This is a genomic window from Acetomicrobium thermoterrenum DSM 13490 (assembly GCF_900107215.1).
Lineage (GTDB): Bacteria > Synergistota > Synergistia > Synergistales > Acetomicrobiaceae > Acetomicrobium > Acetomicrobium thermoterrenum.
The window spans coordinates 104,613-119,668 of record NZ_FNPD01000004.1; the positions used below are offsets into that span (position 1 = coordinate 104,613).

Annotated in this window: 12 protein-coding genes and 1 riboswitch; of the genes, 1 reads left to right on the forward strand and 11 read right to left on the reverse strand. The window is 43.5% G+C overall.

The window, feature by feature from the left end:
* Positions 1-56: 56 nt before the first annotated feature.
* On the reverse strand, positions 57-221 hold the full coding sequence (locus tag BLU12_RS10005) for a hypothetical protein (RefSeq protein WP_200778714.1): 165 nt from the start codon (positions 219-221) through the stop codon (positions 57-59).
* A gap of 184 nt (positions 222-405) precedes the next feature.
* Here BLU12_RS10005 and BLU12_RS04515 point away from each other — a divergent pair, with 184 nt between their 5' ends.
* Positions 406-2,352 carry an FAD-dependent oxidoreductase gene (locus tag BLU12_RS04515; protein WP_091460906.1) on the forward strand — a complete coding sequence of 649 codons (1,947 nt, stop codon included), beginning with the start codon at positions 406-408 and terminating at the stop codon, positions 2,350-2,352.
* A 100-nt stretch (positions 2,353-2,452) separates the two neighbouring features.
* Here the strand turns inward: BLU12_RS04515 and BLU12_RS04520 are convergent, their stop codons facing one another.
* From BLU12_RS04520 to panF, 10 genes are all read right to left on the reverse strand, one after another.
* Positions 2,453-4,336, reverse strand: a complete 1,884-nt coding sequence (locus tag BLU12_RS04520) for an OPT family oligopeptide transporter (protein WP_234945456.1) — start codon at positions 4,334-4,336, stop codon at positions 2,453-2,455.
* A 401-nt stretch (positions 4,337-4,737) separates the two neighbouring features.
* Positions 4,738-5,253: a L,D-transpeptidase gene (locus BLU12_RS04525; protein WP_234945457.1), complete on the reverse strand. Its 516-nt coding sequence runs from the start codon at positions 5,251-5,253 to the stop codon at positions 4,738-4,740.
* 175 nt (positions 5,254-5,428) lie between these two features.
* Positions 5,429-7,075, reverse strand: a complete 1,647-nt coding sequence (locus BLU12_RS04530; protein WP_091460911.1) for a nucleoside kinase — start codon at positions 7,073-7,075, stop codon at positions 5,429-5,431.
* A gap of 133 nt (positions 7,076-7,208) precedes the next feature.
* Entirely contained in the window at positions 7,209-8,057 is an 849-nt protein-coding gene (locus BLU12_RS04535) for an ABC transporter permease (RefSeq protein ID WP_091460913.1), read from the reverse strand.
* Between the two features lie 18 nt (positions 8,058-8,075).
* Entirely contained in the window at positions 8,076-8,990 is a 915-nt protein-coding gene (locus BLU12_RS04540; protein ID WP_234945458.1) for a quaternary amine ABC transporter ATP-binding protein, read from the reverse strand.
* A 202-nt stretch (positions 8,991-9,192) separates the two neighbouring features.
* A complete protein-coding gene (locus BLU12_RS04545) occupies positions 9,193-10,224 on the reverse strand; it encodes an ABC transporter substrate-binding protein (protein WP_091460916.1) in 1,032 nt (343 codons plus the stop codon).
* Between the two features lie 400 nt (positions 10,225-10,624).
* Complete coding sequence (locus tag BLU12_RS04550; RefSeq protein ID WP_091460917.1) at positions 10,625-11,638, reverse strand: ATP-binding cassette domain-containing protein; 1,014 nt, start codon at positions 11,636-11,638, stop codon at positions 10,625-10,627.
* 6 nt (positions 11,639-11,644) lie between these two features.
* Positions 11,645-12,343 (reverse strand): ABC transporter permease, encoded by a 699-nt coding sequence (locus BLU12_RS04555; RefSeq protein ID WP_091460919.1) that lies wholly within the window; start codon positions 12,341-12,343, stop codon positions 11,645-11,647.
* A 145-nt stretch (positions 12,344-12,488) separates the two neighbouring features.
* The gene (locus tag BLU12_RS04560) at positions 12,489-13,349 is read right to left on the reverse strand and encodes a substrate-binding domain-containing protein (protein WP_200778708.1); all 861 of its coding nucleotides are present in this window, start codon (positions 13,347-13,349) and stop codon (positions 12,489-12,491) included.
* 61 nt (positions 13,350-13,410) lie between these two features.
* A riboswitch (molybdenum cofactor riboswitch) is annotated at positions 13,411-13,532 on the reverse strand.
* A 69-nt stretch (positions 13,533-13,601) separates the two neighbouring features.
* A complete protein-coding gene (gene panF / locus BLU12_RS04565) occupies positions 13,602-15,056 on the reverse strand; it encodes a sodium/pantothenate symporter (protein ID WP_091460921.1) in 1,455 nt (484 codons plus the stop codon).

The following is a 15,056-nucleotide window of genomic DNA, read 5'->3' on the forward strand; positions in this document are numbered from 1 at the left end:
ATTTTACACCACATAATATCCGGGGCAGGAGCGGAACCTCCTGCCCCGGAGGGGCTTCAGGCTTGTATGTCCAAATTTGATCCAATGCCCAGACTTTGAAAGAGCTCCTGCAACATTGCCTGCTGTAAATTTAAGGTCCTTTTCAACATAGCCGCAGCAACAACACCCTGCACGTCTTTTATTGCCTCGCTAGAGATGTTGCTTGTTTGTCCTACCTCCATGGGCATCACCTCCCCTTACGGCCCTAATAAATTATAGACTATTTTCGAAATACCCGCACACGACCTATAGCCCTTGCTCCATTTCATCGTCATAGGCCATGTAACAATATGGTATATTACCTTCAGGATTCATGGCCATGCTATAATAATTTTGTATTAACATAATTTAAGGGGGTGTGAAATAATGGAAATCAAATACAAAAATTTGTTTTCCGAAGGGAAGATAGGCAATTTAAATGTTAGAAACCGCATTGTCATGCCTCCCATGGGCACCAACTTTGCAAATGCCGACGGTTCCGTAAGTCAGGTGCTTATCGATTATTACAAAGAACGAGCCCGTGGTGGGGTTGGGTTAATCATTACCGAAATAGTTTGTATTGACAGCCCGCTGGGAAAAGCCATCACAAATCAACTCTGCCTTGACGACGACAAATACATAGGCGGTTTTTCCGATTTAGCCGAAGCCGTCCACTTAGAAGGAGCCAAGATATTCGTCCAGCTCCATCATGCCGGAAGACAAACCACCCCCGAAATCACAGGGGAATTTCAACCCGTATGCCCTTCGAGCACTCACGAGCCCTTTTTAAACGTTACGCCAAGGGAACTGGCAGATGAAGAGATAGAGGATTTAGTTAAAAAGTTCGTAAAGGCTGCAGTTAGGGCGAAAATGGCAGGAATAGACGGCGTTGAACTTCACGGCGCACACGGCTATTTAATAGGTCAATTTATGTCCCCCCACATCAACAAGCGCACGGACAAGTGGGGGGGAAACACGGAGCGACGCATGCGATTTCCCCTCGAGATTATAAAGGGCATTCGACAATCCTTGGGGCCGAATTTTCCTATATGCTTCCGCTTTAATGCAGATGACTTTGTGGAAGATGGAATAACATTGGATGAGGCTAAAATAATTGCAAAGATATTAGAGGACGCAGGAGTAAACGTCCTAAACGTGAGCGTTGGTATTTACGAAACCATGCCAAAACTGCTTGAGCCTTTCCATTTTGAAGAGGGGTGGCGGGTTTATACGGCCGAAGCGATTAAAAAGGTTGTCAACATCCCTGTCATAACAGTCGGAGTTATACGCAATCCCGAGTTCGCAGAGGCAGTCATAGCCGAAGGCAAAGCCGACTTCGTGGCCATTGGACGGGGAGTGATAGCAGATCCGGAGTGGCCAAAGAAGGCATACGAAGGTCGCGACGAGGAGATCCGCAAATGCATTTCGTGCAACACCTGCATCGGCTTAAAGGTCTTCTCGGGGCAAAAGATGAGATGTTCCGTCAATCCTAGGGTGGGGTATGAATGGAAATATCCCTATTTGCCATGTGCCTGCGAGAAGAAAAAGGTCGTGGTGATCGGTGGTGGACCTGCGGGAGCCTATGCAGCCATCACTGCAGCTAGTAGGGGTCACGAAGTCACTCTCATTGAAAAGGAGGATAAAATTGGTGGTCAGCTAAACCTCTCAAGCCTGCCGCCTGGAAAGGATAAAATTAACTGGTTTACCGAATGGCTTGAAGGAGAATTAAAGCGAACAAATGTCACTGTCAGGCTAGGTGAATGTGCAACTGCTGAGAAATTATACGAATTAAAACCAGATGTCGTCATCGTAGCCACCGGGGCAGAGCCGATTGTGCCAAACATCCCTGGCATAGAGAGGGCTCTTCTTTCTTGGGACGTTTTAAGAGGAAAGGCCAACATTCCATCAGGAGAAGACGTGGTAATAGTAGGCGGAGGGTTAGTGGGCTGTGAGACCGCTAACTACCTCCTTGGAAAGGGATGCAATGTCACTATAATCGAAATGCTCGACGATATAGCTCTAGATATGGAGCCAATCGAAAGATTTGATCTTCTTACGCTCTTTGCCTCTAAGGGTGTAAAAGCTCTGACAAAAAGTCTGGTAACCAATATAACCCCTGACTCAATCGAGATGGTAGATGTTACATCGCGACAAATAAAACAAATACCGGCAAAGCACGTAGTATTGGCCGTGGGACAAAAACCCGTGGGATGCGAATTAGCAAGGGTTTTATCCGACAAAGGCATCCCCGTAATTACTGTGGGCGACGCTCGATCCGTAGGCAAGATAGTCGATGCAACGTTATTCGGTTTTAACGCAGGTGTAAAGATATAAACTAGCGATAGCGCAATATGTAAAAATTAACGCCTCTTTCTTCCTTATTAAGGAGAAAGAGGCGTTATATAATTTTCAGTGCCTTATACAACCAATTGCATTACTTTTTCCCAAGCCTCACAAGCCAATAAGCAATGGCAAGCAAAAGAATTAAACCCAAGCCGCTGCTGGTTAGACCCACCTTGAGGCTAACTCCCGATACGATCATAATGGCAAACCCGATACCCATTAATGCCTCTCCGGTTATTAGCCCAGCGGCTCCAAGAACACCGATATCATTAGTCGACTCGTTTTTACCCCTTCTCAGTTTTCTGCTGAGAGAATTCAGTATGCCTCCGAAAAATATGGCCACTCCCAAACTAAAGGGAAGATATAGACCGACAGCAACGGGCATGACGGGAGTGCGGAAGTTAGAACCTTTAGCAGCAAGGATTTCATCAAATATTATCAGCAAGATAGCCAATCCCGCACCAACGTATACCATGGTCCAATTAAGTGTCCCCTCAAAAACACCCCTGGTAACAGATGCCATTAAAAAGGCTTGAGGTGCCGGCAAGGCATTTTCAGTTGCACTTGCAGTTCCTGCAATTCCATAAGCCCTTATTAACAGATTTAAGATAGGAGCCATAACGAGAGCTGCGGAAACCGTTCCCATGATTTCGAATATTTGTTGCCTTTTGGGCGTCGCACCTACCATATAACCGGTAGCCAAGTCTTGCATGGTATCTCCAGCTATAGCAGCTGCCATGCATATAACTCCGGCAACGAGAATAGTAGATGTCATTCCCAGGCTGCCGGAGAGTCCGAGAGCTTTCAACATCAAGGCAGTAAAAAGCAAGCTCATTATTGTGATTCCAGATACGGGATTGTTCGATGATCCGACTATACCCGCAAGATACCCTGCAATCGAACTGCCAAAGAAGCTCAATATCAACATCACTATGGCTGCTACTACAGCTGTGCCCAGTATTCCAATGATATTGTAATATAACAGGAAAAGCGGAACTACAAAAGCAACTATCAAAGTCAATACAATATTGAGAGGCAAATCCTCTTCGGTCCTTGGGAGAAGTGCTCCTCCCTGTTTTTTGCGTACCATGCTCATCCCTGCACTCATACCCCTTGTGATGGGTTTTCTTAGCTTTATCAAGCTCCATAAACCACCCACCACCATGGCACCTACTCCCATATAACGTATTTGCGAAGACCAAACAGTGCCTGTAGCGCTTATAATTTCACCCATTGTCATTGAATCCGACGCCATTCCGGACGTTAAAACTGGAATCCCGATAAACCAGCCAATTGCACCACCGATAAAGATCAGAAAAGCGATATTAAAACCAACAATATAGCCTACTGCAATAAGGGCTGTAGAGAGGTCCATTCCGAAATACGCTAAGCCGGAGCCTATCGTGCCGGCCGTTTCAACAGATCCGCCCCAAAGCCCAATGCTTCCCAGGAATTTATATACTGCCCCGATTATGCCGCCTTGAAATATGGGAAGAGCATGAGACCCTCCTTTGTCCCCGGCAATTAAAACTTCGGCACAAGCCTTTCCTTCCGGGTAGGGCAATTTTTCCTCCACTATGAAAGCTCTTCTGAGAATTACCGTTAACAAAGCTCCAAGAGCTCCGCCTAGAGCAGCCATTACTGTGACTAGCCAATAGGGCAATAGTTCATATGCCCCAAGAACAATTAGAGCCGGAACCGTAAAAATGACGCCTGCCGCAAGAGACTCCCCCGATGAAGCGGCAGTTTGTACCATGTTGTTCTCCAGAATATTTTTATCCTTAAACAACCTCAATACAGCCATCGAAACTACCGCTGCAGGAATACTGGCACTTACTGTCATTCCTGCATACATGCCTAGATAGGCATTCGCCGCCCCCATGATCACCGACAAAAGAACGCCCAATACAATCGCTTTAAACGAAAACTCAACCATGGACGTACTGGGAGGAATATATGGTTTTCTATCCTCCAAGGATACCATCTCCTTTCTCTAATACAATAAATTTTTGTTTATAAAATTTTCCAAACATAAATTTTAAATCACTTTAACTTAGTTAAAATCAAAAACCATATTAAGCAATGGCATTATTATTTGCCATTTCATAATACATATATTCATTCGATATTTCAAGACTTTTTGAGTTATATAAAAAATTATGATTGGTTTCTATATATATTTAACACTTAATTTTATATTTTAAAAATTGATTATTATCAAACAGTTATAATACAATACATAACCATGACTATTATAATAATGAACAATAGCCAAACTATCGCTAGTCCTCAGTGATAATTTGGCTAGAAACAACGTATGTTCATTAAGAAAACCAATCTATATTGATAATTAATTAATGCGGTTTTGAGTGGAATTTAATTTAGTGACTTCAGGATAATTACCTTTTGGCCTTTCTTGCTCATGCTCACGACTTTCAACAGATCGTCGTTCGCCATCCTTATGCATCCGTGGCTTGCGTCCGTTCCTATTTCATGCAGATGTTCATCGTCGGTTCCGTGAATTCCTATCCCTTTCCACCCCGCTTCAAGGCGAATAAAATAGGGCCCATACCCTATCCGCTCTTTTGTGGCTTTATCGACGTAGCTACCCCAACCGCTGGAATCCTCGATAGATTTTACGTAAAAAACACCTTCAGGAGTACGCATATCCCCTACTTTAAGCTTTTGCCCAGGATTTCTTCCCGTTGCCACCATCCATCCGCCGTATATCACTTTATCAGTTTCAGAGAGAGCCAGTAAAACATGCTCTTTCTTCGAACATATCCATGTTATTTTAGCTAAATCACCAGTAGGAACGTTTAGCGACAGCATAACTTCCGAAGGCTCGACGGCAGAAGTGCCTTGCATTAGAGAAAAATAATTTATTGCCATTTGGATTAAATCATTTTCGGCAAACCTATATGTGGCCTCCGCATTGGACACATTACATAACGTAAACATACACAAAAATAAACATATTATTAAAGATTTTAAAAATAAACAATAAGTCATTTTTATTTTTTTACACTGCATTATTATGTATTATATTAATATAAATGGATTTTTATTAAATCGTCTCAAAGCAGCTTCCTCCTATGAACTCCCGTATTATCGAATTATTAGGAACGCCATCGGCAGGCATGAAGGGTACATAATGCAAAAAGGTCAACAATCTTTGCGCTTCGCCGAACATGGGCGAATCCTCATGAATATTTCTAAGCAAAGGTTCGGCATAACCTTTCAATACGGCAAGTTCATATACGGTAGCGGAATTGAACATAACATGAGCTCTCTCTTGATAGGGAAATATATGTTTTTGTGCTCCCCTTATAACCGATGGCCATTGGATTAAGGTCACTTCGGGGCTCTTGCCCCTTGTCCGATAATCCCTGACCAATCGCCTTATAAGTCTGTTATCTGTCGTACTTGTCCTATTGTGGCGATCAAGATTAATCCCCGTTAAGGGGGAAACGTATATCCTCCACTTATTGTACTCAGGGATGCTTTTGGTGACCATTTCATTCAAGCCGTGAATCCCCTCAATAACTATGATGTCACCATCTTTAATACGCATTCGTCTTCCACTTTCTCTTTTGCCCGTGAAAAAGTTAAATTTAGGGATTTCGACTTCTTCGCCATCGAAGAGCTTAACTAAGCTTTCGTTTATCAAATCCAAGTCAAGGGCTTCGATAGCTTCGAAATCATAATTGCCCTTTTCATCCTTAGGTGTTTTTTCTCTCTCAACAAAATAATCGTCCAGGGAAATTATAAACACCCGCTTACCAAACACCTGAAGTTGAATGCGCAACCGATGAGCAGATGTGGTCTTGCCTGAAGCCGAAGGTCCGGCGATACAGATCAACCTTATATTGTCATTTTCCGCAATATTTTTAGCCAATTGCGACAACCACTGGGAATGCAACGCTTCCGATATTTGTATTACATCATTGGATTCACCCTTTGAAACCAAGGCGTGAAGGTTTTCCATGGTATTTATTCCTAAGATATCAAGCCATCTTGCATATACAGTAAAAACTTCTGCCAAACGCTTAGAGGGCATAAAGGGCGGAAGCCCCTGAGGGTAGGCAACTGTCGGAAACCTCAATATCATGCCATGGTCGTATGGTATGAGATCATAGGTTTTCATATAACCAGTAGACGGCGCAAGGGGCGCGTAAAAATAACCGTAGGTATTATCGCTTCTATAAACCTCTATAGGATCGACAGCTGCCCACCTCAACAAGTTGGCCTTATCCATATTTCCTTGACGGGTAAATATTCTCTTGGCTTTGTCGCCCGATATTACCTCTCGTTTTATGGGAATGTCGGCTTTAACCAGTCTATCCAATTCACGTTTTATGGCATCTAACTTTTTCTCCGTGACTGGACCGGATTCCAGCTCGCAGTAATAGCCGTCGCTAATCGAGTGCCTGATGAATACGTCTTCCGACAAAGCGTTCATACAGGCAAGAACCAGCAAAAAACTGAGGCTTCTTCTGTATACTTCCATCCCCTCAAAGCTTGAGGTGTCCACAAACTCTATGCAACTATCGTCATCCACGACCCAATCCAAAGGGCGCAGGTAGCGATTTACTCTCCAAGCCACTATATTGGACTCGTGCCCCTTGCCACAGGCAACAAGCACGTCCTGCCCCTTTACAGGTCGCTCAAAAACCAGCCTATTTCCCCTCTTTACCTCGACGACAAAGCTCATGCTATGTTTTTACCTCCACTACGTCTTTATTGTGCAATCGTCTATATCATACGAAAATCCCGCTAGTTTTATATTTTAGCATGGGATAATTTTCAAAGGAAGAAGCTTTTAAATAATAGTTTTCCGATTATCCTTACCTGGGCGGCTCCCATTTCTTAGCTATGGACTGAGTCACCCTATCGATAACTATAGCCATCACAACAACTGACAACCCCGCTTCAAATCCTCTGCCTATATCTATTCGATTTATGGAGAGCAACACCTCCTGACCTAGTCCCCTGGCCCCGATCATCGAGGCAACGACAACCATGGCTAAAGCCATCATTGTAGTTTGATTGACACCGGTAAGAATAGAAGGCATTGCCAGCGGAATCCTTACTTCCTTGAGCAGTTGCCACTTCGTTGCGCCATAAGCCAAAGCGGCCTCTTCTATGTTTTTAGGCACATGCCTCAAACCCATATTCGTCAGCCTTATTACAGGTGGTAACGAATATATCAAGGTGGCCAAAACCGCAGGCACCTTGCCAAGGCCAAAGAGCATCATGGCCGGTATTAAATACACGAAGCTCGGCATGGTCTGCATCCCATCCAAAATTGGCCTTATGACCACCGCAAAGGAGTTGATCTCTGCCATCAATATCCCTATGGGAATACCTATCAGCAGTGAAATTATAACCGCCGTCAGCACCACGGCCAGCGATTCCATCGCCAATGCCCATAATCCGAAAGCGCCGATTAGCAAAGGCAGGATAGCCAAGGTCAAAGAAGCGATGAGCTTTTTCGTGGTTGTAAAGAGCACCACAAAAACAATTATCATATACAACCACCAGGGGACCATCAGCAGTATTTCGTTTATCCTTAGCAACATAGTAAGGATACCGGTAGAAATAGCGTCAAAGACAGGTGCATATGAGTCTAGCAACCAATCTACGAAATTATTGACTTGTTCGGCTACATGAAAAGTGAAATGCTCTGGAAACATATTCTCTTCACCTCCTCGTTACGAGCTTGCAGGCGTACTTACAAGCTTGTTGCCCAGGCTCAGTTTCGTCTTTTCCAGCGTCCGTCTTTCGTCAGCAACGAAAGCAGCTACGTAGTCATCCGCCGGATTCGAAACGATCTCATCCGGTGTCCCGATTTGAACTATACTTCCCTTTCTCATGATGGCCATTCTGTCGCCTAACCGCAAAGCTTCCGATAAATCATGGGTAACAAACATTATGCTTTTTTTCATCTCTTCTTGCAGCCTCAACAGTTCGTCCTGCAATTGTCTGCTGATAAGAGGATCCAGGCCGCTAAAAGGCTCGTCCATAAGAAGAACAGGGGCATCCATGACCAGCGCACGGGCTATTCCGACCCTTTGCTGCATTCCGCCGGACAATGCGGCAGGATAATAATTCTCCCATCCTTTCAACCCCACTCTTTCTATTGCAGCTTTTGCCTTTTTATATCTCTCCTCTTTCGGTTCATCTCGAAGCTTTAAGCCGAAGGCAACGTTATCCAGCACTGTTTTGTGGGGAAGTAAACCATAGTGCTGGAAAACCATCGCGGCTTGATATCTTCTGTGCTTAACCAATTCCTTTTTGCTCAAAGAGGTGATATCGAGATCATTGATTTTAATCGTTCCTGCCGTAACTTCTATCAATCTCATGAGACAGCGTATAAGGGTTGACTTTCCGCTGCCGGACAACCCCATGACGATAAAAATCTCTCCTGGATATATTTCGAATGAGACATCCCTCACGGCCACCACAACTTTGCCGTCTTTTTCCATCTGTGAAATCGTTACTTCATCGTGAACGTCGATATTTAATGTTTTCTTCCCTTTTGAGCGTTGTCCTTTAGCAAACACCTTCCACAGGTTTTTTACTTCAACAACCGGAGAAATAGTATTTATAGACTTAATCTCACTCATCCACATCCCTCCCATTTTCGTGGACTTTCAAAAACAAATAGGGATAAAATTTGACCAAAATAATCGATCAAACTCTATCCCACCCAAACCACCCAAGTACTTTTATAAAATTTACATATTGTATTAAACTAGAAAATCCGCCTCTTTCAACCGAAATTTAAGTTTTTAACCGAAATCTAACTCGATCAACGAATTTTAAGATCTATTCCTTAACGACCTCTTTATCTAATGCCTCTTTCAGCTTGTCTATATGAGGATCGCCAGAAATTGGAAACCACTGCTCCCATTGCTCGGGAAATTTTTTCAAAAACCATATGGCAGCATCTTTAGGTCGCAACTCATTCTGCCACATGTAGGCAAGTGCTTCGTTTGTCTGTTCGATCGTCGCTTCATAATTTGCTAAAAACGATATGACAAAGGGATCTTTCTGCAGTAATTTTGCGCTAGCTCCTACATGGACTTTTGATTTAGGGAAATCACATCTGTAGCCGTTTTCTTCGTTCCATAATTTGATATCATATGGCGGTTCCTCGATTTTAGTCATGTCAAAAAGGCCAAGAATCGGTGTAGGCTCCCAATAGTAGAAAAATATGGGCTCACCTTTTCGATAGGCACTTACTATTGCAGTGGATAAAGCTGCGTCAGAGCCTGGCTCAAAAGATTGATAATACTTATCCAATCCATATGATTGAAGTTTTTCCATATTTATAGAGCTAACCACCCAACCTGTGGGGCCATTGTAAAATCTACCCTTATTAGGATTTTCAGGATCCTTAAAAAGTTCCCAATATTTAGGAAGATCCTCAATGCTTTTGAGGTCCGGCGCCATTGGCTCTATGCCTCTTTCGGGATCGCCCTTAATTACATATGTGGGTACATACCAACCCTGGCCGGCATCTGAATAGGTCGGACCTAAATCCAAACATTCGCCGCTTTCCACATATTTACCCCATGCCTCAATATTGTCAGACCATATTTCCATGGATACATCTACATCGCCTCGCGCCATCCCCAATAACAAGGGAAGACTTTCTCCAAAGCTATAGGAAACGCGATATCCATAGGCCTTTTCCAATACATAACCGGCAATACGATTATGAATTTGCACACTATCCCAACTAAAATCCCCAAAGGTGATGCTTTTCGCTTTGGCAAATGATATTGCAGGTGAAGAGAGAAGAAAGAAAAAACATACTACTATCACTGTCAGCACAGTAATTGCCTTTCTAAACATGCAAATACCCCCTTAATTCATGCAAAATCTCGAATCCTTTGATTCGAAAGCGACGGATAAAGGATTATCGGTTGCTGAATATTTGAACTTTTGTTTCGTCCACTGTAATATATGCGGTTTTTATATCTGGCCAGACTCAATTGAAAGTGGATTTGATTACGATCACGTATTTTAAAATACAATAATATTAATATTTGTCAAGTTAAATGTATACATTTTATTGCCAATATATGAATACAAGAAAATAATAAATCCCTTTATATATGAGCCAAAATCAGACATTATGGATGAAATAACGTCAAAGAAAAAATTTTAAAATACTGTACACAAACCTTCGAACGAGATTAGATACAATAAAAGCATCAAACTCGCTTTGGCACACTGTAACCCAAAAAACTTATCATAACCATTTCGCAGCTGTGGCCTTAAATACTACATATATATTCATCCCGGGGCTTAATTTGAGTTCCCTGGCAGCTTCATCGGTAATTAAGGCAACCAAGCTTATCTCCCCTATAGATAGGGTAACCCTTATCTGGCTGCCATTACAATAGGCCATCTCTCTAATAAAACCATATAACAAATTACGGGCAGAGGTCCTTTCAGGATATTCAGCCAAAAGTATCTCCGATGGGCTAATCGACACAACGCCCGATTGCGATGGGGCTCCGGAAACATAAATCTTTTGACCATCCCTCAACCTTTTACAGTGCAAGCCGTTCTCAAGCTTTTCCCAAGGGCCGGGGATTATGTTCTCAGGCCCCTGATGCACAATGCGACCTCCCCAAAGCGAAAGGATCTCATCGGCAGTGCTGTAAAGCCATCCCAGATCATGGCTTACCATGATAATAGTTGTTTTCCACTCTTTTTTTGCCTTGATCACTGCCTGATTTATCAAGGCTTCCGATACTTTGTCGACATTTGCCGTCGGCTCATCGAGCAATAAAACATCGGGCCTTAAAGCAAGACGCGCTGCCAAGGCTACGCGCTGAGCTTCGCCTCCCGAGAGCTCATACCAGGCTCTGTTTAAAAAATCTTTTGGCTGCAAACCAACCATTTCAAGCGCTTCCACAACCCTGGTCTTAACGGTCTTCGAATCATATCCGCGTAATTTCAAGCCATAGGATACATTGTCCTTTACCTTTCGAGTCAATAGACGTGCATTTTGTAAAAGCATTGTTACTTCTTGGCGGAAAAGTGAGGCGTTTTGCGACGTAACGGAAGAGCCTTTATATATAATTTGGCCTTCGCTCGGCTCATCTAAGAATGCCAAAATTCTGAGCAATGTCGTCTTACCGCTCCCGTTCGGGCCGACCAGGCCGTAAATCTTACCCCCTTCCATAGCCAAACGATCTACAGAGAGAGCGCATCTGTCGTTGTAAAAACGTTTAACATCTCTTAACTCATAAAGCATGTCTGTTCACCTTGTCTGCCTTCTTCGCTTAGCATATGATAGTGTGCTGTTGACTATAAAGGCTATCAACAGCAAGATCATCCCCAAGGCTATCCCCATGGCAAATTGACCCTTGTTTGTTTCAAATGCCATTGCCGTGGTAATTGTTCTCGTTCTCCATTTTATGTTTCCGCCTAACATTGTAGCAGCACCAACCTCAGATATAACGCGTCCATATGCGGTAATTGCTGCCATAAGCATCCCATATCTCGCCTCCCACATGATGTCAAATAACAGCCTTTTTCCGCTGGACCCTAGCGTTAAAAGGGTGTCCCTTACCGACAAATCCAGCTCTTCGATGGATTGTGCCGAAAGGGCAATCACAATAGGCAGGGCCAGGACCACTTCGCCCACTATAACGCCTTTAAGAGTAAAAAGCAGATTCATACCGCCCAATGGTCCGCGATTCGAGATAAAGGCATACACCCATAGTCCGACCAATACTGTGGGAAGGGCAAGCAATGCATCGAAAACGGATCTAAAAAACCGTCTGCCTGGAAAATCGAAGTAACCCAACAAAAAACCCAAAGGAAGACCTATAACCAGAGAAATTATTATCGCAGCGGTAGAAGCCCTCAATGTAGCGGAGACGGCGGAATATACCTCTTCATCTCCTTTTAAAAGCAACACAAAGGCTTCCGCTATTCCAGAAAGGATATATTCCATGATGTTACCTCCCTCGAAAGTTGCGATGCTCAAAAAAATATTATATACACAAATATAAAAAAACAATAAGCCGCCACAGGGGGATGCGGCGGCTTATATGGGGGATTGGAGCATCTATATAAAACTTAAAGAGCGCAGGATGTCATTAATTAGCCCCAGAAGCAGTATTTGCGTTCGGGAAGAAAAGTTGTTTGCCCATGAGCCTGAAATCGGCTATTGCTTGCTGGGCTTTTGGAGAAACAATCCATTCAATAAACTTCTTTGCCAAATCGTATTTGACATTGGGGCAATTCTCAGGATTTACCGCAATTACACTATATTGATTCATCAAGAAAGGATCCCCTTCGGATAGAATGACGAGTGGAGGATTCCCTTCGTGGTTAGCTTCATATCTAATGTAGGTGCCTCTGTCGGTTAGCGTATAGCCTCCCTTTTCGGCGGCTACGTTAATCGTCACTAACATACCTTGACCTGTCTGCACATACCATTCTTCTTTGTCAGGAATAGCCAAACCCGCCTGCACCCAAATAAATTTCTCCTTTGCATGAGTGCCCGATTCATCGGCTCTGCTGACAAATACACCCTTCTTTTCGGCAATCTTCTTTAATGCTTCAGTAGAAGACAACCCCTTTATACCAGCCGGATCATCCTCTGGGCCAATTATCACAAAGTCATTGTACATTACTTGAGTCCTATCAACTCCGTATCCGGCTTCTATAAATTTCTCCTCAGAATCAGGATCGTGAACCAGCAGAACATCTACATCGCAATTTTCTCCCAACTTTAAAGCCTTCCCAGTACCCGTAGCCGTCCATTGAAGAGTTATTCCCGTATCTTCTTTGAACATCGGTGCAAGATAATCGAGAAGACCGGTATCGTCGGTACTTGTTGTAGTTGCCATTAAAAGGACGTCTTCTGCTTCTGCGAACCCTCGCCCAAGAGAAAAAATCAGCAATATAGCTACAAAAACAATCAGCAACCGCGAGGTCAACCTTTTCATGTCCATGACAATTCCTCCCTTGCTTAATTTTTTCACAAAAAATTAGTCCCCTCCCACCGGGAAAAGGACTAATGTTCTTTCTCCTCCTTTCCGAGCGGGAGGCCCTTTCGTTTCCGAAAAGACCCTATCGGCCAACGTTCATAGGCCACATAGACCCTTAGAATCGTTGACTCGGAGGTCGCACTATTATCTAAATTATATTATTGCCTTACTGACATTGTTAATAATACTAAACATAAAAATAAATGTCAACAAAGGTCATTCCCATACCCTTATTACTGCTTTCACCGATGGTTTAGAGAGATAACTGGTCACGATAAATACGACAAATGTTACGACAAAAGTAGGCACGATAGGATGTAACCCGTGAAGCAAAAAGGCATATTTGCTCAATGCAATAAATAGGATTACGCCGGTTATCATGGAGGCCAGAGCTCCTGAAGCAGTTGCGCGTTTCCAATAAAGGCCCATCACAATCGGCCAGAAAAATACGGCCTCAAGCCCCCCAAAGGCAAAAAGATTAATCCACACTATCAGGCTTGGAGGCTTAAAGGCCACGAGAAATACCGTTACTCCTATGATGGTCGTAATTAAAAGGCTGATGCGCCTGATCTTTTTGTCGTCATGTGCAGCGTCAGGATTAATATAGCCAACGTACAGATCATTTATAATTGCTGCCGAGGCCAATATAAGTTGAGAATCTACCGTGGACATAATGGATGCCATGGGCCCCGCTAAAAAGATCCCGGCAAAAATCGGAGGAAGGACTTCGACCGTTAAAGTCGGTATAACGGAATCGACTGCTTCTATGTTGGGCAGTACCGCCCTCCCCAAGGCGCCAGCCAGATGCATGCCCAGCATTAGAAAACCGGTCACGAATGTGCCAATTACTATTGCCCTATGCATGGATTTGGAATCTTTATAACCAATACACCTGACAGCGGTGTGAGGTAAGCCAATTATTCCAAAGCACACCAATATCCAAAAAGATAAGATGAAAGGCTTTGTGATAAATCCGTCGACCCCGAAAGGCGTCAATAAATCCGGGTTTATCTCCATCAATTTGGCGCTTATGGCATTCATCCCGCCTGCTGCCTTTGTAATTCCAAACACCAACGCCAAAGTCCCCAACATCATGACAATGCCCTGAAAGGCATCTGTCAATACCACGGCCCTAAATCCTCCTATTACCGTATAAAATATTACGGTAATGGCAAATATAGCGAGACCTACCTCGTAAGGAAGGCCTATAGCTTCAAACAACCTGGCGCCTCCTATGAATTGTGCGACAATAGCTGCAGTGAAAAATAATAACAAACTGATTGATGCCATAATCACTATTGGTGTGCTTTCATATCTGGCTCTCAGGAAATCGTTAATTGTTATAGCATTAATCTTACGCGCAACAATAGCAAACTTTTTGCCCAAAAAGCCAAGAGTAAGATATGCCGTTGGAACTTGAATCATCGCAAGCAACACCCAGCCCAGCCCCATCTTATAGGCCATCCCCGGGCCACCCACAAAGCTGCTTGCGCTAACATAGGAAGCAACCAACGTCATGGCAAGTACAAAACCGCCCATTGAACGACTACCTATAAAGTATTCACTAAGAAAGGACCCCTTTGTTTCCGACATTTTCCTGTTTGCAATATAACCAATCCCGCATATTATAATAAGATAAAGCGCTAATGTAACTGCAATATCGACATTCAT